The organism is Streptomyces niger, from assembly GCF_000718305.1.
GTDB lineage: Bacteria > Actinomycetota > Actinomycetes > Streptomycetales > Streptomycetaceae > Streptomyces > Streptomyces niger.
On record NZ_JOFQ01000046.1, the window covers coordinates 1 to 18,518 of the forward strand.

The 18,518-nt window shown below is 69.3% G+C and carries 17 protein-coding genes and 5 pseudogenes; 10 read left to right on the forward strand and 12 right to left on the reverse strand.

Features of this window, described 5'->3' with window-relative positions:
- Window positions 1-125 precede the first annotated feature (125 nt).
- The 3 genes from IF20_RS36625 to IF20_RS36635 are packed head-to-tail and all read left to right on the forward strand — an operon-like array spanning window position 126 to window position 2,141.
- Window positions 126-842, forward strand: coding sequence for a DUF6192 family protein (locus IF20_RS36625; RefSeq protein WP_052869765.1), 717 nt, complete (start codon window positions 126-128; stop codon window positions 840-842).
- Between the two features lie 2 nt (window positions 843-844).
- Window positions 845-1,252, forward strand: a complete 408-nt coding sequence (locus tag IF20_RS36630; RefSeq protein WP_052869766.1) for a hypothetical protein — start codon at window positions 845-847, stop codon at window positions 1,250-1,252.
- 31 nt (window positions 1,253-1,283) lie between these two features.
- On the forward strand, window positions 1,284-2,141 hold the full coding sequence (locus IF20_RS36635; RefSeq protein WP_052869767.1) for an IS5 family transposase: 858 nt from the start codon (window positions 1,284-1,286) through the stop codon (window positions 2,139-2,141).
- 157 nt (window positions 2,142-2,298) lie between these two features.
- Here the strand turns inward: IF20_RS36635 and IF20_RS36640 are convergent, their stop codons facing one another.
- Window positions 2,299-2,856 (reverse strand): CGNR zinc finger domain-containing protein, encoded by a 558-nt coding sequence (locus IF20_RS36640; RefSeq protein WP_234427004.1) that lies wholly within the window; start codon window positions 2,854-2,856, stop codon window positions 2,299-2,301.
- Between the two features lie 78 nt (window positions 2,857-2,934).
- Between IF20_RS36640 and IF20_RS36645 the strand changes: the two genes are divergently transcribed.
- The 3 genes from IF20_RS36645 to IF20_RS39660 all read left to right on the forward strand — a co-directional run bounded on the left by IF20_RS36645 (window position 2,935) and on the right by IF20_RS39660 (window position 6,380).
- Window positions 2,935-4,380, forward strand: a complete 1,446-nt coding sequence (locus tag IF20_RS36645; protein WP_052869769.1) for an MFS transporter — start codon at window positions 2,935-2,937, stop codon at window positions 4,378-4,380.
- Window positions 4,381-4,432: 52 nt separating this feature from the next.
- Window positions 4,433-5,554: an epoxide hydrolase family protein gene (locus tag IF20_RS36650; protein WP_052869770.1), complete on the forward strand. Its 1,122-nt coding sequence runs from the start codon at window positions 4,433-4,435 to the stop codon at window positions 5,552-5,554.
- A 121-nt stretch (window positions 5,555-5,675) separates the two neighbouring features.
- Window positions 5,676-6,380: a GNAT family N-acetyltransferase gene (locus IF20_RS39660; RefSeq protein ID WP_052869771.1), complete on the forward strand. Its 705-nt coding sequence runs from the start codon at window positions 5,676-5,678 to the stop codon at window positions 6,378-6,380.
- Window positions 6,381-7,032: 652 nt separating this feature from the next.
- Here IF20_RS39660 and IF20_RS36660 read toward each other — a convergent pair.
- Both IF20_RS36660 and IF20_RS36665 read right to left on the reverse strand, forming a co-directional pair.
- Window positions 7,033-7,233 (reverse strand): annotated as a pseudogene (locus tag IF20_RS36660) (GNAT family N-acetyltransferase); the annotation flags it as partial.
- 10 nt (window positions 7,234-7,243) lie between these two features.
- A complete protein-coding gene (locus IF20_RS36665) occupies window positions 7,244-8,224 on the reverse strand; it encodes a pirin family protein (protein ID WP_052869772.1) in 981 nt (326 codons plus the stop codon).
- 99 nt (window positions 8,225-8,323) lie between these two features.
- On the opposite strand from IF20_RS36665, the pseudogene IF20_RS36670 reads away from it, so the two are divergent.
- Window positions 8,324-8,623 (forward strand): annotated as a pseudogene (locus tag IF20_RS36670) (carboxymuconolactone decarboxylase family protein); the annotation flags it as partial.
- A gap of 235 nt (window positions 8,624-8,858) precedes the next feature.
- On the opposite strand, the gene IF20_RS36675 reads toward IF20_RS36670, so the two are convergent.
- The 4 genes from IF20_RS36675 to IF20_RS36690 form a co-directional block, all read right to left on the reverse strand.
- Complete coding sequence (locus IF20_RS36675) at window positions 8,859-9,647, reverse strand: ABC transporter permease (RefSeq protein ID WP_052869773.1); 789 nt, start codon at window positions 9,645-9,647, stop codon at window positions 8,859-8,861.
- The gene (locus IF20_RS36680; RefSeq protein WP_052869774.1) at window positions 9,644-10,657 is read right to left on the reverse strand and encodes an ATP-binding cassette domain-containing protein; all 1,014 of its coding nucleotides are present in this window, start codon (window positions 10,655-10,657) and stop codon (window positions 9,644-9,646) included. The genes IF20_RS36675 and IF20_RS36680 overlap by 4 nt, the downstream gene beginning before the upstream one ends.
- A 307-nt stretch (window positions 10,658-10,964) precedes the next feature.
- Complete coding sequence (locus tag IF20_RS36685; protein ID WP_052869775.1) at window positions 10,965-11,807, reverse strand: DUF4097 family beta strand repeat-containing protein; 843 nt, start codon at window positions 11,805-11,807, stop codon at window positions 10,965-10,967.
- Window positions 11,808-11,889: 82 nt separating this feature from the next.
- Entirely contained in the window at window positions 11,890-12,414 is a 525-nt protein-coding gene (locus IF20_RS36690; RefSeq protein ID WP_052869776.1) for a toxin-antitoxin system HicB family antitoxin, read from the reverse strand.
- Between the two features lie 216 nt (window positions 12,415-12,630).
- On the opposite strand from IF20_RS36690, the pseudogene IF20_RS40380 reads away from it, so the two are divergent.
- Window positions 12,631-12,747, forward strand: a pseudogene (locus tag IF20_RS40380) (VOC family protein); the annotation flags it as partial.
- Window positions 12,744-13,344, forward strand: a pseudogene (locus tag IF20_RS36695) (class I SAM-dependent methyltransferase); the annotation flags it as partial. The pseudogenes IF20_RS40380 and IF20_RS36695, both read left to right, overlap by 4 nt.
- 16 nt (window positions 13,345-13,360) lie before the next feature.
- Here IF20_RS36695 and IF20_RS38745 read toward each other — a convergent pair.
- Window positions 13,361-14,107, reverse strand: a pseudogene (locus IF20_RS38745) (IS5 family transposase).
- 94 nt (window positions 14,108-14,201) lie between these two features.
- A complete protein-coding gene (locus IF20_RS36705) occupies window positions 14,202-14,600 on the reverse strand; it encodes a winged helix-turn-helix transcriptional regulator (protein ID WP_052869777.1) in 399 nt (132 codons plus the stop codon).
- 174 nt (window positions 14,601-14,774) lie between these two features.
- On the opposite strand from IF20_RS36705, the gene IF20_RS36710 reads away from it, so the two are divergent.
- A complete protein-coding gene (locus tag IF20_RS36710) occupies window positions 14,775-15,500 on the forward strand; it encodes an alpha/beta fold hydrolase (RefSeq protein WP_110944898.1) in 726 nt (241 codons plus the stop codon).
- A 174-nt stretch (window positions 15,501-15,674) separates the two neighbouring features.
- Here IF20_RS36710 and IF20_RS36715 read toward each other — a convergent pair whose 3' ends face one another.
- The 3 genes from IF20_RS36715 to IF20_RS36725 all read right to left on the reverse strand — a co-directional run bounded on the left by IF20_RS36715 (window position 15,675) and on the right by IF20_RS36725 (window position 18,373).
- Window positions 15,675-16,571, reverse strand: coding sequence for an SDR family NAD(P)-dependent oxidoreductase (locus IF20_RS36715; RefSeq protein WP_052869779.1), 897 nt, complete (start codon window positions 16,569-16,571; stop codon window positions 15,675-15,677).
- Window positions 16,572-16,723: 152 nt separating this feature from the next.
- Window positions 16,724-17,296 (reverse strand): TetR/AcrR family transcriptional regulator, encoded by a 573-nt coding sequence (locus IF20_RS36720; protein ID WP_199896925.1) that lies wholly within the window; start codon window positions 17,294-17,296, stop codon window positions 16,724-16,726.
- A gap of 243 nt (window positions 17,297-17,539) precedes the next feature.
- On the reverse strand, window positions 17,540-18,373 hold the full coding sequence (locus tag IF20_RS36725; protein ID WP_199896926.1) for an IS5 family transposase: 834 nt from the start codon (window positions 18,371-18,373) through the stop codon (window positions 17,540-17,542).
- Between the last annotated feature and the right edge of the window lie 145 nt (window positions 18,374-18,518).

Below are 18,518 nucleotides of genomic sequence, written 5' to 3' on the forward strand. Positions count from 1 at the left end.
GCAGGCTCCACACCTGATCGACGGCTGCCTAACCGGCACCGGCCTACCACTTGATCCGGTGTGACCCGCACCCGACAACCCTCCGGAAAGGTCAGTAGGAGCCCCGGGTCCGCGAAACGCTGGAGATGTTCGCAGACGACATCGGCCTGTCCTACGACCAGGTCAGAATCTACCGGCTGACGGCCAGCAAGTGGCCGCCCGAGCGCCACGCGCCAGGAGTCTCATTCGATATCCACCGCATCTTGACGAAGCTGGACGACCGCTTCGAGAAGATCCTTGCCCCGCCCCGGCACCCGCGCTCGGGCAAGCTGCAGTGGTCGGGGGATGCGGCGAGGCGGCAGGCGGGCTGGCAGGTCGTGACGCCGCAGTCGGTGCAGGAGAAGGTCGAGGCGATCCACGACCTGGCGGCCGATGAGCAGGTGGCCGTGCGGGTGGCGACCGACTTCCTGCGCCGGCCCTCGGTGGCCTTCCGTGCCGCGAACGACGACGCCGCCCGGCACCTGTTCAACAAGGCCCAGAACGAGCGGTGGCAGCAGGCGGAGCAGGCCCGCCAGGAGCCGGTTTCGGGGCAGGAAGAATCTCCGCTGGCCCCGGTGGTGCGCTCGATCGACCGCACGCTGGAGTTCCTCGACCTGGTCGCGGCCTGCCACAAGTTCGTGGACTCCACCAACCACCTGGTGCCGCTCTTCAACGACCGGGAGCTGACCGAGGATGCCCGGGCGGTGATCGAGCACAACGTGGCGCGCGTGCGGGCCGCGTGTGACTGGGTGGCGCACGTGGTCTCGACGGGTGAGACGGACATGGACGAGGAGTTGGCCCGGATTCTGCGGGGCGGCGACTGATCATGGCACGGCGCAAGGGAGATGCGGCCCGCGAGCACGCCAAGTGCATCTGCCGCATACTTTTGGAGGCGAGGCCGGCCGGGCTGGGGTTCTCCCGGCTGCTGACCGCCTGCGAGCTGCCCCCCAGCCAGGCCCGCGACGGGCTGGCCATGCTGCGCGATCAGATCGCCGAGGCGGGCCGGCCGCCCCTGGTCTACAGCCGCCGGGACAAGTGGTACCTCTTCACCGCCGACCCCAACGAGCTGGAGTCCTACGAGATCTTCTGGGTGCGGGTCAAACTCGTTCAGGCCCGCCGGTTCATCAACAGCACGATCATCCCGCACACCAGGCTGGCCCCGGACGACAAGCGGGTGCGCTTGATCAACACTCACATCACCGCGGTCGAGTCCGCCCTCGACCTGATCGCCTGACCAGCCGGAGCCGGAAAGGGGCGCGAGGCGGATGAGGCAACGCCGCTACCCATCGGACACCAGTGACGCGGAATGGCTGGTCATCGCGCCTCTGCTCCCGCCGCCGGCCTGGACGACGCCGCGCGGCGGGCGCCCCGAACGCTGGCCGCGCCGGGAGATCTTCGACGCGATCCGGTATGTCGTCTCCGAGGGCTGCCGCTGGCGGGCCCTGCCCGCGGACTCCCCTCCGCACCAGACGGTTTACGGGTTCTTCCGCCGCTGGACGAAGTCCGGGGTCCTGGAGCTGGTCCGCGACCAGCTGCGTCGGCGGGTGCGCTGCCTGGAGGGCGTCTCCCCGAACGGCGTGGCCTCGGTCATCGACAGCCAGTCGGTCAAGGCCGCGGAGACCGTGGCCAAGTCCTCGCGCGGTTTCGATCCCGGGGAACGCATCAACGGCCGCAAACGGCACGTGGTCGTGGACTTGGAAGGGCTTCCGCTGCTGATCAGCGTCACCCCCGCCGACGTTCACGACACCCGGGCGGCCCGCATCGCCCTGACCCGACTGCGGCGGGCCCACCCGGAGATCACGATCGTGTGGGCCGACCGCGCCTACGCCGGCACCCTCATCACTTGGGCGAGAACGTCCCTGAACCTGACTGTCAAGACCGTCGCCCGTCCCAAGGACGCGCACGGCTTCGTCCTGCTGCCGCGGCGCTGGATCGTCGAAAGATCGATCAGCTGGTGGATGCACGCCCGGCGGCTGGTCAGGGACTACGAACGCCTGCCCGCCCACGCCGAGGCGATGCTCAACACCGCTGTCATCACGCTGATGACCCGCCGTCTGACCCGGCCCCGCTGCTTTCCCAGTGCCGCGGCGCCCCGGCCCGCCGAACTCATCCAGGCCGCGTGAGGCAAGCCCTTACCGCCCTCGGGGAACAACGGAGCAGCCGTTGGCGCCAAGCGCGTGATCTTGGACCCTTAGCACAGCGATCCACTCTGCTGCCGGGGTTCGGCGAAGTTCGTATGAGCGGTGTGGTGTGGGGCCACCGTCCGCCGGATGCCGGCGCTCAACGCGGGCTGCGTCGGCTCCGGTAGGCCGCGACGCTGGCCCGGTGTGCGCAGGTACGGGTGCAGTACTGCTTCGAGCCGTTGCGCGAGAGGTCCACGAAAGTGGCCCGGCAGGTCGGCCCGGCACATACGCCGAGACGAGCCGGACCGAGCGTGGCGATCACGGAGGCCAGTGCGCTGAGCGTAGTCGCGGCAAGGTGCGCCGCGCAGCGGTCGGTGTCGGAGGTCACCTCGGTCCACCAGCGGTCGTCCTCGTGGCGCAGTACCGGGGTGGCGCGGCTGCGACGCAGACCATCATTGATCAGAGCCGCAGCCTCGACCGCGTCCGCGTTCGCCCGTTCGAGCACCTCACGCACCGTCTCGCGCAACGCGCGGACTCCCGCCAGGTCGGCGCGGGTGAGGTGCCGCGGACCGGTCCCTTGGTTCGCTGCCGAACTCGGAGGCTCAGCCGCGGGATGGTCGTCAAGGAAGTCCCGGAGCTGCTCCACGGTCTCCAGCGCGTCCTCTCCCTTGATCGGCCTCAAGGTGTTGGCCAGGTCGACGGCCGTCTGGACCACCAATGGACTGTAATACGCATTCCGCAATTGACGTATCTCCTCACTGCTCCGTAACGTTACACGCAAAGGAGCTTTCGCATGTCACAACATACCCGGCAGGGGACGACGCCGCAGACGATCCCGCCTGGAGGTGCGCCGGCATCGGAGCGAACGGATGCCCCGGGCGGGCGTCGGCTGGGGCTGACTCTGGGGATGCTGGTGCTGCCGATGTACGTGGCACTGGGAGCGCCGTCGGTGGCCCTGCCGGCCATCGGCCGCGCACTCGCGGTGCCGTTCGGGGCCACCGCATGGATTCTCGCCGCGTGGTCGTTGACCTCTGCGCTCGCGATGCCGGTCGCGGGTCGACTGTTGGTCCGCTGGAGCCCCTTCCAGGTCCTGGTCGCCGGGGTCGTGGCGCTCGCCGCGGGCTCCGCGCTCGCCGGAGCCGGGCCGGCACTGTCCGTCGTGATCGTCGGCCGACTGATCGGCGGCGCTGGGGCGGGCGCGACGGTGATCGCCGTCTTTGCCGCGGCCACCGCCCTTCCCGGGCGGCAACGGATCCGCGTGCTGGGAATCATCGCGGCGGCCAGCGCGACGGCGTCGGGGTGCGGGACACTGATAGGCGGGGCGGTGACCGCATGGCTCGGGTGGCGTGCCGTGCTCGCCATCCCGGTCCTCGCGCTGCCCCTTCTGCTGGCCGCATTGCCGAGCAGGCGCGCGCTGACGCGGAGCGGTAGCGGCGAGCGAAACGGCTCGACCGAGCGACTCGATATCGTCGGCGCGGCCGTGCTGTCGGTACTCGCCGGCTCCTTGATCACGTTGCTGCAGGCACACTCGGTCGGCCTGCCCGCTCCGGTCACGCTCGTCGTGGCCGCCGCCGGGGCGCTCGCCGCCGTGGGACTGTGGTGGCGCGTGCGCAGCACGCCCGACGGGTTCGTGCCTCGGCGGGTGATCGCATCCCGCGGCTTCCTGGCGGCCGGGCTCATCGGCGGGACCGTCTTCGCCGGCTACTACGGGGTGCTGTTCCGCGCCCCGTCCCTGATCGAGCAGGCCACGGGCGGTGGCCCCCTGGAAGCCGGCGTGCTCCTGGTCCCGGCCGCCGCCTGCTCGGTGCTGGCCGGGCGGCTGGTCGGCACCTTGACCGACCGGTTCACCGGCTGGCAGGTGTCGGCCGGGCTTGCGGCACTCACCGTCATCGGAGTGCTCGTGGTCGCGGTCTCCACCGGGCCGGCCCCGATCGTCCTCGGCACGGCCTTGACCGTGTGCGGGTTCGCCGGTGCCCAAGCCGTACTGGTGAGCCTCGCGCCGGACCTGGTCGCCGCGGACGACCGCCACACCGCACAGGGCCTGCTCAACTTCATGAACGTCCTGGGCGGCGGGATCGGTCCGGCCGCTGTCGCAGGTCTGTCCGGCATCGTGCCGGCGCCGGTGGCCCTCGCCGTACTCGCGGCACTCCCCCTGTCCGGACTCCTCCTCAGCCTGACCCGGCGCCCAACCGCCGACCGCCGCCCCGAACCCGGAGCCACGCGTGGGAGCCCGCGCTGACAGTCCACCCGCATCTGATCCGACAACGCCTCGACCAGCAAGGAGCCTTGCCATGTCCGCCGAGCCATTCGAGGTCGGCATCACCGAAGCCGAGATCGCGGACCTGCGTGAACGATTGCGACGGACACGGTGGCCCGAGCGCGAGCCGGTGGACGACTGGTCACAGGGGCTGCCGCTGGCGTATGCGCAGGAGCTGTGCCGCAGCTGGGCCGAGGACTACGACTTCGGGTTCGCCGAGCGGCTGAACGTCTTCCCGCAGTACCGCGACACCATCGACGGGCTGGGCATCCACTTCCTGCACGTCCGCTCGCCGGAGCCGGACGCATTCCCGCTCGTGCTCACGCACGGGTGGCCGGGTTCGGTGCTCGAGTTCCTGGAGGTCCTCGGTCCGCTGACCGACCCCCGCGCGCACGGCGGTGACCCGGCGGACGCGTTCCACGTGGTCGCGCCGTCGTTGCCCGGGTACGGCTGGAGTGACAAGCCGTCGACGACCGGGTGGGGCATCACTCGCACCGCGCGCGCCTGGGACACGTTGATGGTCTCGCTGGGTTACGAACGGTACGGCGCGCAGGGCGGTGACTGGGGTTCGGCGGTGTCCGCGGCGCTGGGCGAGGTGGCGCCCGATCGGGTCGCCGGCGTCCACCTGAACCTGGGATCCGTGGCGGCAGGCACGTTCGACGACCCGACGCCCGCGGAGCTGGCGAATCTCGAGGCCGAGAAGGAGATGCAGCGCACCGGCCGGGGGTACTCGGCGATCCAGGCGACCCGGCCACAGACGCTCGGCTACGGCCTCACCGACTCCCCGGCCGGGCAGGCCGCCTGGATCGCCGAGAAGTTCTGGGCGTGGACGGACAACGACGGCCATCCCGAGGACGCGTTGTCGCGGCAGACGATTCTCGACGAGATCTCGGTCTATTGGTTCACCGCGTCGGCCACGTCGTCGGCGCGCCTGTACTGGGAGAGCTTCGCCAACTTCCGGGACAAGGTGACCGCGCCATCCGGGCTGTCGGTCTACCCGCGCGACATCACCCGCCCGTCGAGGCGGGAGGCCGAGCTGCGGTTCACCGACCTGCGCTGGTTCGAGGAGCTGCCGCACGGCGGCCACTTCGCCGCGCTGGAGCAGCCGGAGTCGCTGGTCAAGCAGGTGCGCGGGTTCTTCCGCCTGTTCCGCTGACTGTCCGCGACCGGCCCATGAACGAGGCCATGACCACCGTGTGCCTGACCCTGGTCGCCACCGGCGCACACGACCGCGTCCTGGGCGTCGCGTCCGCCACCGCCCCGGCACCCTCATCGAGATGGCCACCAACTACGGCTTCAGCTCCGCGAAGGCCATGGCCCTGAGCCTGTTCGTCGCCAAGATCCACGGCCTGGCCGTGGCCGAGGTCGCACGCGGGCAGGGCATCGCCGCCGCCCTGCTCAAGCGGACCTGGCAGGTCCACCAGCAGCTCGGATACTTCCTGCTCTACGGCGCCTACGAGGCCGACCGCCGCCTGGACGGCTTCTACGACCGGTGCGGCTACACCGTCCTCGCCCCCGTCGAGAGCTTCTCTCTTGACCGCATCGCCCTGCCCTTCGGTCTCACCGCAGGCGAAAGCGAGTGCATGTTCACCCGCTGGCGCCCCGCCACTGACCCATCCCCCAGCCCACCGCTACCGCCAAAAACGGTTCCGATACTCACCAGGCCAGGAGGGCCCATGCCGCAGTACAACAAGCGACTCGACCCCGTCGGCGACGACGGGCTGACCCGCACCCGACAAGCAGTCGCGCGCCGCTGGGGCACCGTCCTTCGCGAACTTCCCCGGCTCGCCGAAGCGGTAGAGAAGGAAGACTTCGAGACCATCGCCGAGCGAGGCGAGCAACTGGCGCACGTGCTCGACTACCTGTCCCGTGAGGCACGCACCGCCGATCGCGCCCCCATCGCCGACAAGGGCGCCGTCTTCGGCGCCGTCGACCCCGACGCGCTCACCTCACCAGTCGGCCAAGCACTCCACGGCCGCTGAGCGCAACAACGCGGACCCCGGCAACCCCGCCGGGGTCCGCGTCTATCCAAGATCATCACTTAGCGCCAACGGCTGTTCCGTTGTTCCCCGAAGCCGCTTACGGGCCGGGGGCCCACCGCTCGGCCCGGCCGGGCGGCCCTCGGGGCCGAGGAGCCGCCGTAGGAACTCGGCGCCGGCCTTCACCTGCTCCGGCGACAGCCCCGTCTCCCGCTCCACCCGCTGCGGACTGAAGTGCTCATCCGGGTGGGCCCAGACCAGCTCGGCGATGGTACGCGCCCAGCATTCCTCGTCCGACGGTGGCGGCCGCAGCCGCCTGACGAGTCCTTGCAGGCACTTGGCCGAGCAGACCATCACCAGCCGCGTCGTTGCGCTCGGGATGATCGGGATAGACGGCTGACGGGTCGGGCACCACCGACAGCAGCGGGTCATCCCCGTCGAACAGACCCGGCTCCATGATCTCCCCGCACCCGTCGCAGTCGACCAGGCAGGGGGGGCAACTCGTCGTCCTCGTCCTCGTCATCCCACTGCTCATCCGGTAATTCGGGGTCCATATCCGGCCTCTACTCCACACCCGAGATCGGCAGTGACGGCTCCCATGAGAACTGACTTCCCGATACGAGGCGCTGTCATGTCGGCCTCAGAAGCAAGTTCTCAGGGCCTGCTGTACGAGGTGCGAGGCCAGGCCCTGGCCGGCGAAGGCCTCGTCGATTTCGGTGTGATGGAAAACGCGAACGCGCTGTTCATCGCGGTCGCGATAGGCGGTGAGGCCGGCGGCTCCGCCGTCGACCAGGACTTCGTACCGGTGCTTGGCATCCACCCGCTGAACGGTCGGAGCGGCGGCAGGCTGTGTCATCGGGTGCCTTTCAGCGGCGTGTCGGGTTCTTGCGGGGCGCGAGGGTGGCGTTCGGAAGGGCGGGGGCGGGAAGGCGGTCGCCGTCGTAGTCGTCGACGCTGCCGAAGCGGTCGGATGCGTTCTCCCAGGCGTGCCGGGCTTCGACGATGTCTTCATGGCTGCGGCCGATGAAGTTCCACCACATGACGATCTCTTCCTCGAACGGCGTCCCGCCGAGCAGGACCGCCCGAGCGGGGGTGCCCGACTCGTTCGTCAGCGTCAGCGTGTCGTTGCCTGTGCCGAGGTAGCCGAGTTCCGACGGGCGCAGAAGTGTTCCGGCCATGCGGATGTCCCCTTGGTCGACGAGCAGGCCGTACTCGAAGCCCGTCTGCACCGGGAGTGTGGTCGTCGAGCCCGGATCGAGGACGAGTTCGGCGCCGAGCAGGGGCTTGAAGGTACGCACCGGTGACGTGTCACCAACCAGGGAGCCCAGGAAGACTCTGAATTCCGCGCCGCCTTCTCGGACCGGGCTCGGCACGTAATGCTGGAAGTCCCGGCTGGTGTTCCGGTGGTCTTCGGGCAGCGCAACCCACAGCTGGACGCCGTGCAGAATGGTGGTGTCGGCGGTGGAGACCTCCGAGTGGCTGATGCCGTACCCGCCCGTCATGAGGTTGAGCTCGCCGGGCCGCACGAACGCGTGGCTGCCCAGGCTGTCGCGGTGCTCGATCTCCCCCCTGAACAGCCAGCTCACCGTCTGCAGGCCGATGTGCGGGTGCGGCGCGACGACCATGCCGCCCGTTTCGGTGACGTCGTCCGGGCCGTAGTGGTCGACGAAACACCAGGCACCGATCAGCGTCCGAGCCCGCTGCGGCAGTGTGCGCCGCACCGTCATGGCTCGCGGTCCGCCCAACGGGACGTCCCGCGCGGACACCACGTCGACCTGTGACGCGGCCTCCGCACGGTCGGCGGCAGCGCAGCGCACCTCCGCGGGATCAGCTTCGGCATTGCTCATCATGCACTCCCTCCCACCCCTGGTCGATTCCGAGGTGATTTCACATTCAACAACCATCCCTGATAATAATTCCGCGCCCCTCACCTGCACGGCAGAGCGAGCAAAGGCGCGTTGCGCGCCGGCGAGACCACTCAGCGCCTGGGCGTGCTGGCCGCCTGGCGCGACACCGAGCTGTTCACGGAGCGGGAACGCGCGGCACTCGCCCTGGCGGAGGCGACCACCGCCCCCGAGGATGCCGCCGCCCAGGAAAGCGCCGACACTGCGCGCCGGGCCCTCGACGACGACCAGATCTCGGCGGTGATATGGGTAGCGATCACCATCAACGCGTTCAACCGGGTCTCGATCCTGAGCAAGCATCCTGTCCGCGACCTCCTGACCGTCGGCCGTTCCCCGGTGTGACGACGGTGGAGAGGAACTGGCTGCGCCACACCTGGGGCATCCGCGCCAGGCCGATTGCAGCTCCGCGCGGAGCGCGCGGCGTGCTGCGGCGAGCCTGGGGGCGAGCGTCGGAACAGCGGCGAGGAGTTCTCTGATGTACGCATCTTGGGGCTGGGAGTACACCACCGGGCCCTGCATTGTGGTGCTGTATGAAACCAACCGGGTATCGGGACGACCGAGGTGGAGAGCTGGGCTCTCAGCGTTTGGTGGTGCCGTTGAAGAGGGTGCGCGACCAGGCGTAACCGACGAGGGCGATGCCAGCGCACCAGGCGAGCGAGATCCAGCCGTCGTTGCCGATCGCCGAGCCGGTCAGCAGGCCGCGCAGGGTCTCGGTCATCGGCGTGAAGGGCTGGTTCTCGGCGAACCACCGCAGGCCCGGGGCCATCGTGCCGGCCGGCACGAACGCGGAGCCGAGGAACGGCAGGAACTGGATGAGCAGCGGCTTGTTGCTCGCGGACTCCACCGTCTTGGAGATCAGGCCGAGCGCCGCCGACAGCCAGGCCACGGCGAACGCGATGGCCGTGATCAGGCCGGCCGCCGCCAGCCACTCGACCGGGGTCGCTGACGGGCGGAAGCCGAGCGCGAGGGCCACGGCCACGACCAGGATCAGGCTCACCAATGTGGTGAGAACACTGCCGACGACATGCCCCGTCATGAACGACGAACGGGTGATGTTCATGGTGCGGAATCGGTTGACGATGCCCTCGGTCATGTCCTGACAGACCGCGATCGAGGTCGACATGGCTCCGGCGGCCACGCCCATGATGATGACGCCGGGCGTCAGATACTCCAGATACGCCGACCGGCCGCCATTGCCGGGGAGCCCGGCGCCGATCGAGTCCCCGAAGGCGTACACGAAGAGCAGCAGCATCAGGATGGGCATCATGGCTGGGCCCAACGACACGGCCGGGTAGCGGAGCGCGTGCTTGATGTTGCGCCGCAGCATCGTCATCGAGTCGTGCACGGCGTAGGTGAGGGTACTCATCTCTGGGTCTCCTTGACGTGAAGAGCGGCGCCCGTGCCGCCGTCGCCGGTCAGGGCGAGGAACACGTCGTCGAGGTCGGGGGTGTGCACGGAGAAGTCGGCGGCGCGCACGCCGGCGGCGTCGAGCCGGTCGAACAGGGTGCGCAGGGCGGCGAGGTCACCGTCGCCCGCGATGCGCAGGGTGAGTTCCTCGTCGTCACGGAGTGCGCCGACTGCGCCGGGGAAGGCGGCGGCCGCCCGCTCGTACTCGTCCGTCTCGTTGAACCGCAGGCGTACGTGGCTGCCGGGAATCTGCGCCTTGAGTTCGTCGGAGGTGCCCTCGGCGACGATCCGGCCGCCGTCGAGCACGGCGATCCGGTCCGCCAACTGGTCGGCCTCTTCGAGGTATTGGGTGGTGAGGAAGATGGTGACACCGCCCGCGACCAGCGAGCGCACGGTCTCCCACATGGTGCGTCGGCTGCGCGGGTCGAGCCCGGTCGTCGGCTCGTCCAGGAAGATCACCCGGGGATCGCCGACCAGTGTCATGGCGATGTCGAGCCGGCGCCGCATACCGCCGGAGAAGGTCGCGGCCCGGTTGCCCGCGACGTCCGCGATATCGAACCGCTCAAGCAGTTCCTTCGCGCGCTTCCTCCCTTCACGCTTGCCGAGTCGCAGCAGATCGGCCACGAGGAGCAGGTTCTCCTCGGCAGTGAGCAGGTCGTCGAGCGCGGCGAACTGCCCGGTGACGCCGATCGCGGCACGCACTCCGGCGGGAGAGGTCGCGACGTCGTGCCCGGCGACCTGGGCCTGCCCGCCGTCTGCGGCGATGAGCGTGGACAGGATCTGCACGGTGGTGGTCTTGCCGGCGCCGTTCGGGCCGAGCAGTGCGAACACGGACCCGGCCGGAATGCGCAGGTCGATGCCGTCGAGCACGGTCTTGTCGCCGTACGACTTGCGCAGACCGACGGCGGAGATGGCATCGGCGCCGACGCCGGGAGACTGCGGGCCGCCGTTTCGAGTTGTTGTGGGCATGACAGACGAAGGCATGGAGCCCTCCCGTTCGAAGGCCGAGGTTTTTGGAGTTTCTGGCAGTGGTGAGCACCCGGGCCGGCGCTCAGCCCCGGGAGCAGGCGAGGAGCAAGCGAGCAGCGACCAATGAGTGGGCGAGGAGCAGGCGAGCACCGGGCAGTGAGTGGGCGAGGAGCAGGCGAGCACCGGGCAGTGAGTGGGCGAGGCGCGGACGAGCGGCGCAGCGGTTTGCAGGCCCGGCGCCCGGCGCCCGGCGGCGGAAGAGTGTGCGAGCCGACGCTCAGAGTCGGACGGCTCAGAATTGGGCGGCTCAGAATTGGGCGCGACGCACGTCGATGTTGCCCCAGCGAGTACGGGCGCGGACCTTGACGATCTCCTCCGTCTCCTCGGGGGCTTCGGCGTCGGCGAGTGCGTTGCTTACCTGCCCGCGCTCGGTACTGACGTCGAGCCAGGCGGCGGTGCCCGGGCGGATGCCGATCTCGATGAGACCGTAAGAGGTCTCCAACTGAACGGTGCCGCGCGCTGCTTCGGCGACGCGCAGGGCGCCACCGGCAGTGGTGGCGGCGACCGAGCCCTCGGCACGCGTGATGTCGATGTCACCATGGGCACTGCTCACCCGAAGGTCACCGGTCGCGACGCCGACGGTCGTGGTGCCGTGCGAGTTCTTCAGCACCGCGGAGCCGTCGACGGTACCGACGCGCAGGCTGCCGGTGCTGGAGGTGATTTCGGCGTTGCCCTCGATCCGGTCGACGATGATCGAGCCATGGGAGGTGGTCAACCGGAGCGGCCCTGTCGCATCGAAGCGCACGTCACCGGTCGAGGCCTTCACGCGGACCTCGCCGAGCCGGCCCTCGCCGAGTACCTGGGCCCAGGCGCCGGTCATGTCGACGCTCGACCCCGTAGGCAGTTCGACCGTCACGTCAACGAGGCCGGAGGGCCCGATGAAGCGGCGCTCCTTCGTCCTGATGGTCAGTACGCCACTCGCGTACGTGACCTCGGTCTGCTCGGCGGCCTGCACGTCCTTGTCCCGCTTCGGGTTGCCCGGACGTACCTCGACGACGGTGTCGGGGCGGTCGCTCGCGGCAAAGCGGATGGCCCCGGCCCCTACGTGGGCGGTGACCGAAATCGGTTCGGGAGTGTCGAACGAAGGCATGGCTGTACCGTCCTCATGAGTCCTTGGGTCGTCCCCGCTGGTGGGACGTGGTGGGTGAAGTGGTGCGGGCTCGGGCGTGCGGTCAGCGCACCCAGCCTGTGAAGCCCTGTCCGAGGGTGCGGGTCTTCTGCGTCGGCTGCGGCCGCGCGCCGCCGTCGACCGCGGCCGACACCGCGCGCACCAGCCAGGCGTTGACCGACAGGCCCTCGCGGCTCGCAGCCTCCTCGGCACGCGCCTTGAGGTGGGCCGGCAGGCGCAGATTGACGCGGGCGGTGCCGCCCTCGTCGCCGTCGGCGGGCGCCGGCGCCGGCGCCGCGAGCGGCTCGACGGGCGCGGCGGCAGTCTCCGTGGCGCCACCGTCGGTGGGCGGCGGTGTGACCACGAAGTCGGGGTCGAGCCCGCGCAGTCGTACGTCGACCGAGCCGGGGGCGAGCTCACGGGTGATCTCACCCATCGCAGCGGAGAGCACGTTGAGCATGGTCAGCCGGGTCGCCGACTCCAGCGGAGCGGTGAGCCGCTCGGCCAGCTCGCGAGCATCGTCCCCGCCGGCTTCGGCGGCCACCGCGAGTTCACGGCGGAGGTTGTCGACATACGGGGTGAGGTCCATGACGCCATGATGGCACCAAAGTGGCGCCACAAGCAAGAGGGGATGGCACCTTGCATGAACGGACTGCGTCGAGAGTTCATGTAGAGACGCCCTGACCTGCAGAGACGCACGGAATTCGATCCGGGGCCACCATGGCGCCATGCACGCGCGAGCGAAGGACATGGCGCCACGCGGTGCCAGATAGCGCCATGCGGCGCCACCCAAAACGCACAGCTGGTCGAGGTGGTCACGCCGTTCGAGGACACCCACTTCGGGACCAGGCTACTGACCGTCCGCGACCCCGACGGTCGGCTGTGGAACCTCCAGGCTCCTGCCGGGAAAGAACCGCAATGAGAGGCGGCACCATGAGGGGCGAGGTCACCGGACGGCCGGACAACACTGCGGTGCGTTGCGCAACTTTGGCGAGCGATGCATGTCCGACTCGATGCAGCACCGCATGTGCTGGCGGACGAGGTCGGGCTGCAGCTGGTGGCCCCCGATGCCGATTGGCGACGCCGTCCGGACATGGACCCGGCGGCCACCAGCGCCTGTCGGGCGGCAATGGTGGCCCGTGCTTGCTTCATCGAGGACCTGGTCACGGAGCAGACGGAGCAGGTCGAGCTCGGTGTCACCCAGTACGTCATCCTGGGGGCCGGCCTGGACACGTTCGCCCAACGCAGGCCGGAGGTTGCCTCCCGCTTGCAGCTCTTTGAGGTCGATCAGCCCGGCACCCAGGCATGGAAGCGCCGGCGCCTGGTGGAGCTCGGCTACGGCATCCCCGAGTGGCTGCATCTGGTGCCGGTTGACTTCGAGGCGGGCGAGTCGTGGTGGGATCAGCTCGCCGCTGCGGGATTCGATCCGCGCAGTCCGGCGATCATCGTGTCCACCGGCGTCAGCATGTACCTCACCGAGGACGCAACCAGTGCCACTCTGCGCCAGATCGCTGCCCTAGGTCGTGTCCGCAAAGTCATGGCAGCCAAAGTCGTAGGCAGGCGAGGGTGACCATGGCCTGGTAGTGGCGGGCGCGTTTGTCGTAGCGGGTGGCCATCCCGCCGCCGGATGCGGCCGTTGATCTGGTCGATCCGCTCCGGGATGGCGGCCTTGATGCCGCGGCCGCGCAGGTAGGCGCGGATCTTCGTGGACGAGTAGCCCTTGTCCGCCGCGACGAGAGCGGGGCGGGTGCGAGGGCGGCCCGGCCCGCACCGCTGGATGCGGATGCGGGCCATCACCGCCTCGAACTGGGTGCAGTCATTGACGTTGCCGCCGGTGAGGGTGAAGGCCAACGGGCGGCCCCGGCCGTCGCACGCGAGGTGGATTTTGGTGGTCAGTCCGCCGCGGGAGCGGCCGATCGCCTCGCCGGGCCGGTCCTGCCCTTTTTTCGGGCGCCGGCGGCATGCTGGTGGGCCCGCACGGTGGTGGAGTCGACACACACGATCGACCAGTCGACATCGCCAACAGCGTCGCAGTGCTGCTGGACGTGGGCCAGCAGACGGTCCCAGGTGCCGTCGGCCGACCAGCGGCGGAAGCGCTCGTAGATTGTTTTCCACGGGCCGTAGCGTTCCGGCAGGTCCCGCCAGGCCGCCCCGGTGGACAGCTTCCACAAGATCCCGTTCATCACCTGCCGGCGGTCCCGCACCGGCCGCCCCATCCGCGGCGGAGCCAGCATCGGCTCGATCACCGCCCATGCCTGATCAGTCAGCTCATGACGACGCACCACGAACCGACCAACGACCAACCGACTTTGCGGACACGACCTAGGCCGTGTCTTCAAAGTGGGACTGTCGGGTGACACTCGGCTTGCCATCCCGCTATGAGGTCCTCGGTGGATCGGTGCGGGCATCGTAGGCGGTGCGGGCATCGTCGATCCGGGCGAGGTGCGCGACGCTCCATTCGAGCAGAGGCGCGGTGGCCTCGCGCAGGGTGATGCCCATCTCGGTGAGCTCATAGCTAACATGTGGCGGCATCACGTCGTGGACGGTGCGGGTCAGGATTCCGTCGCGCTCCAGGCCGCGCAGCGTCACGGTGAGCATGCGCTGACTGATTCCGTCGATGGCCCTTTTGAGCTCGGTGAAACGGCGCGGTCCATCCCTGAGATTGCGCACGACCAGCAGCGACCACTTGTCTCCGACGATGCCGAGCACGACCCGGGTCCGGCACGCATCGCTAGGCCGCGCCACCGATTGCGGATCGCCCTGTGCCGCGTCCATGGTTACCTCCAGAGAACCGAGGCACCGAAAAGTGCCTTATTGCCTGCGGCGCGTCGTGTGCACCAGCATGCTCTTGGTGCTCATACGGTACCGAGGCACGAAAAGTAACCGCCAGAGCCGCGAACCAGCGGCATGCGCGTGACCGTGCTCTTCTGCTCCTGCGAAGGAAGATCGATGTCCACATTTCTGCTGATACACGGCGCTTGGCACAGCGGACGGTGCTGGGAGCGGGTGGTACCGCTGCTGGAAGCCGCCGGGCACCGGGTGTTCGCGCCGTCCCTGACCGGCTACGGCGACAAGGCACACCTGCTCGGTCCGGAGGTGGGTCTCGACACGCACGTCGACGACGTGGTCGGGCTGATCACCGAGGAGAACCTCAGCGAGGTCGTACTCGTCGGCCACAGCTACGCAGGGCTGGTGATCTCCTCCGCGGCCCACCGGATTCCGGAACGCATCGCGCACCTGGTCTACCTCGACGCGATGGTCCCGGAGGACGGCGAGTCCGCAGTCGACGTCCACCCCGTGACACGGCAGCTGATCGAGCTCGCCGAGAAGTCCGAGAGCGGCTGGCGCGTGCCGCCGATGCCCGAGCAGCCCGCGCCCTTCGGCCTGTTCGGCGTCACAGACCCGGTTGACGTCGCCTGGCTGCACGGGATGCTCTCGGACCAGCCGGTGCGCTGTCTGCAGCAGCCGGTGCGACTGGGCAACCCGGCTGCTGACGCGATCCCGCGCACGCACATTCACAATGTCGGCGCCATGCCGGCTGGCGTCACCCGTCGCCCCGTCCCCCCGATCCAGCCCAACGGCGCTGCCGCCCAGGTCTGGGAGTTGCCCACCGGCCACGACTGCATGATCACCATGCCGACCGAACTCAGCGAACTGCTCCTCAAACTCTCCTAGCCAGGGTGGCTTTGTTCACGGGTAGCGACAGCAGATGTTCACCGCCCTGGGAGGCGCTCACCTGATGCGGTGTTCGATGTCCACGAGAAGCGACAGCGTTCTCGCCGTTCCGGTCTGCGGCGGATCCGCCGCAGACCGGAGTCCTGGACGTCGTCCAGGGCGGGCGGTCGGATGTCACTTGTGTTGCACGCCGTGACCGCCGTCCAGGGGCGCCAGCCGCCGGCTGAGCTCGAGGACCTTCGCGATGGTCCGGGGGTCGTCGGCACCACGGAATACGGGGGCCGGACGGGCCCCGGGCCCGATGAGTACGCCGGTCTGCCCCTCGAGTGAGGCATCGGTGGCTGCGAAGACGGACGGCGAGGCGGCCACCGACGCGGGGCCGGCGGTGGCGCGTGTGAAGGTCCGGCGCACCAGCGGCCACAGCAGACGCAGTGGCGGGGAGACGATCTTCGGTGAGGTCATGGTGCCGTCGGTCATGCTGGTGGCGGCGCCGCCGGGATCGGCCGCGAAGACGGTGACCCCGGCGCCGCGGAGGCGTTCAGCCAGGTGAAGGGTGTAGGCGAGGTTGGCGAGCTTGGCTCGGCCGTACCAGTGGAAACCGTAGTAACCGCCCGGCGGTTCCACAGTGTCAAAGGTGCGCTTGGCGGCCTTGACGGCGGCGGAGGTGACGTTGACGATCCGGCTTGGTGCGGCCGCCTGGAGCTGGTCGAGCAGCAGCTCGGTCAGCAGATACGGCGAGAGGTGGTTGACGGCGAAGGACGCCTCGATGCCGTCGACGGTCTGCTGCCGCCTGGTGAACATCGCTCCGACGTTGTTGACCAGCACCTTCAGCGGGCCCTCGGCTGCCAGGTGCGCGGCCAGCGCACGGGCCTGGTCGAGCGAGGCAAGGTCGGTGGCCACGAATCGCGGTGCGGCTCCGGTCGCGACCGCCGTGATCTCCTCGATGGCGCTCGTGCCGCGCTCGGCGTTACGGCCGACCACCGTCACGGCGTACCCCTGCCGCGCGAGTCCCTTCGCGGTCTCCAGGCCGATGCCCCCGGTACCCGCCGTCACCACTGCCCGCTCGCTCATGACCTCGCCCCTCACTGCCGCAGAAGTGGATAGTTATCCGCTTCGATGGGCGCACGCTAACACAACCGGATAGCCATCCGGTTAGTGCGGGGAAGACGAACAGCCCGACGGACCGCCGGACCGACACGGGCAGGAGACGAGGTGCGCCGCCGTCAGCGCGGCGGGCGCAGCCCCTCCAGCAGAACGCCCAGGTAGAGGTCCCGGCGTGCACCGCCCCCGGAGCGCACCGCATGTTGCACACCGCACAGCAAGCGGCGCACGTCCTCGGCGTCGACACCGTCTCTGATCGCGCCACTCAGACGGGCGCGGTCCAGCAGGCCGGTGACCGCCTGGTCGAGCTCGGCCCTCATGTCCGAGGTCTGCGCATTGGCGTCGGCCGCAGATTCCAGCACGGCCGCGAAGTCCGGGTCGTCGAGCATGCGGTCGAGCGCGAAGCGCAGCAGACGGTGCAGGCCCGCGCGCGGGTCGTCGGCGGCGACCGCCGCCTGCGCCTCTGCGATCAGTTCCCGGAAGCCTTCCGCCGAGAGCGCCTCAACCAGCGCATGGCGGTTGGGGAAGTGCCGGTAGACCGTCCCGACACCCACTCCGGCAAGCCGGGCGATGGCGTTCAGCTGCAGTGACGTGTCACCAGCGGCCAATTGCTCGCGGGCGATGCGCAGGATCCGGGCGCGATTGCGCACTGCATCCGCCCGCAGCTCTGTCTCCTGCCCCGCCCTCGGTCTCACGGCCCCAGCATAAGCAGCCAGCAGGCCGCAGTCAGAGCCGAGGCCAACCGAGACGCACAGCCACACACGGGAGACACCGGACGACGGCAACGAGCACTCAACTCCTGCCATGCCCGGCGGCTGCAGCGCTGTCGCATCTCGTGATCGGTTCGATTCAACGTACGGAGACTCCTGCCTCCTAAATCGGTGAACCGACGCTGCTCATCCTCGTGAACAGAGCCACCAGGGGCTGTCGTCAATGTGTCACGCCCACATCAGGAGCGAGGCGAGGGTGACAGCTGCCTGGTAGGACTCGGCGGTCTTGTCGTAGCGGGTCGCGATACCCCGCCACTGCTTCAGGCGGTTGAAGCAGCGTTCCACCATGTTGCGCTGCTTGTAGAACTGCTTGTCGAAGGCCGGCGGGCGTCCGCCCCGGCTGCCGCGCCGGAGCCGGTTGCGGACCTGGTCGGCCCGCTCGGGGATGGTGTGGCTGATACTCCGGCGTCGCAGCCAGGCCCGGATGGCCCTGGAGCTGTAGCCCTTGTCGCCCAGGACATGGGCGGGCCGCACGCGGGGCCGTCCCGGGCCGATGCGGGGCACCCGGATCGCCTCCATCACGGCGGTGAACTGGGTACAGTCGCTGGTGTTGCCGCCCGTGACTGTGAAGGCGAGCGGACGCCCGAAGGCATCGCAGACCAGGTGAATCTTGCTGGTCAGACCACCCCGGGAGCGTCCGAGGCCGGGGCTGCGGGGCCCCCCTTTTCGGGCCCCGGCGGCATGCTGGTGGGCGCGGATGACGGTGGAGTCGACCGATACCAGCCAGTCGACCTCTCCCCCCGCGTCCGCCCGGGCAACGGCGGCATGGAGCATCCGCTCAAAGGTGCCGGCCAGGGCCCACCGGCGAAAGCGGGTGTGCAGCGTGTGCCAGGGGCCGTACCGCTCGGGCACGTCCCGCCAAGCCGTGCCCGTCCGGAACTTCCACACGATCCCGTTGAGCACGGTGCGGTCATCCAACCGCTTCCGCCCCCGCAACGACACGGGCAGCAGTGGCCGGACGAACTCCCACTCTGCATCGGACAGTTCATGGCGACGTACCACCCAACCATGATCCACCACTCAAGATCAATTGGAGACACGGCCTAGCTGTATTGATCACGAGCGTTGTTGACACTCGCAGGGCTTGATCAATGGCGAAGACCTCCGGTGTGGTGGAGGTGTCTAGGCTTCACCGCACAACGGAGGT

Bases quoted from the DNA above. Each gene is read 5' to 3' on its own strand.
- IF20_RS36625 (WP_052869765.1), top strand. From the start codon at position 126: ATGTTCGCAGACGACATCGGCCTGTCCTACGACCAGGTCAGAATCTAC.
- IF20_RS36630 (WP_052869766.1), top strand. From the start codon at position 845: ATGGCACGGCGCAAGGGAGATGCGGCCCGCGAGCACGCCAAGTGCATC.
- IF20_RS36635 (WP_052869767.1), top strand. From the start codon at position 1,284: ATGAGGCAACGCCGCTACCCATCGGACACCAGTGACGCGGAATGGCTG.
- IF20_RS36645 (WP_052869769.1), top strand. From the start codon at position 2,935: ATGTCACAACATACCCGGCAGGGGACGACGCCGCAGACGATCCCGCCT.
- IF20_RS36650 (WP_052869770.1), top strand. From the start codon at position 4,433: ATGTCCGCCGAGCCATTCGAGGTCGGCATCACCGAAGCCGAGATCGCG.
- IF20_RS39660 (WP_052869771.1), top strand. From the start codon at position 5,676: ATGGCCACCAACTACGGCTTCAGCTCCGCGAAGGCCATGGCCCTGAGC.
- IF20_RS36665 (WP_052869772.1), bottom strand. From the start codon at position 8,224: ATGAGCAATGCCGAAGCTGATCCCGCGGAGGTGCGCTGCGCTGCCGCC.
- IF20_RS36675 (WP_052869773.1), bottom strand. From the start codon at position 9,647: ATGAGTACCCTCACCTACGCCGTGCACGACTCGATGACGATGCTGCGG.
- IF20_RS36680 (WP_052869774.1), bottom strand. From the start codon at position 10,657: ATGCCCACAACAACTCGAAACGGCGGCCCGCAGTCTCCCGGCGTCGGC.
- IF20_RS36685 (WP_052869775.1), bottom strand. From the start codon at position 11,807: ATGCCTTCGTTCGACACTCCCGAACCGATTTCGGTCACCGCCCACGTA.
- IF20_RS36690 (WP_052869776.1), bottom strand. From the start codon at position 12,414: ATGGACCTCACCCCGTATGTCGACAACCTCCGCCGTGAACTCGCGGTG.
- IF20_RS36705 (WP_052869777.1), bottom strand. From the start codon at position 14,600: ATGGACGCGGCACAGGGCGATCCGCAATCGGTGGCGCGGCCTAGCGAT.
- IF20_RS36710 (WP_110944898.1), top strand. From the start codon at position 14,775: ATGTCCACATTTCTGCTGATACACGGCGCTTGGCACAGCGGACGGTGC.
- IF20_RS36715 (WP_052869779.1), bottom strand. From the start codon at position 16,571: ATGAGCGAGCGGGCAGTGGTGACGGCGGGTACCGGGGGCATCGGCCTG.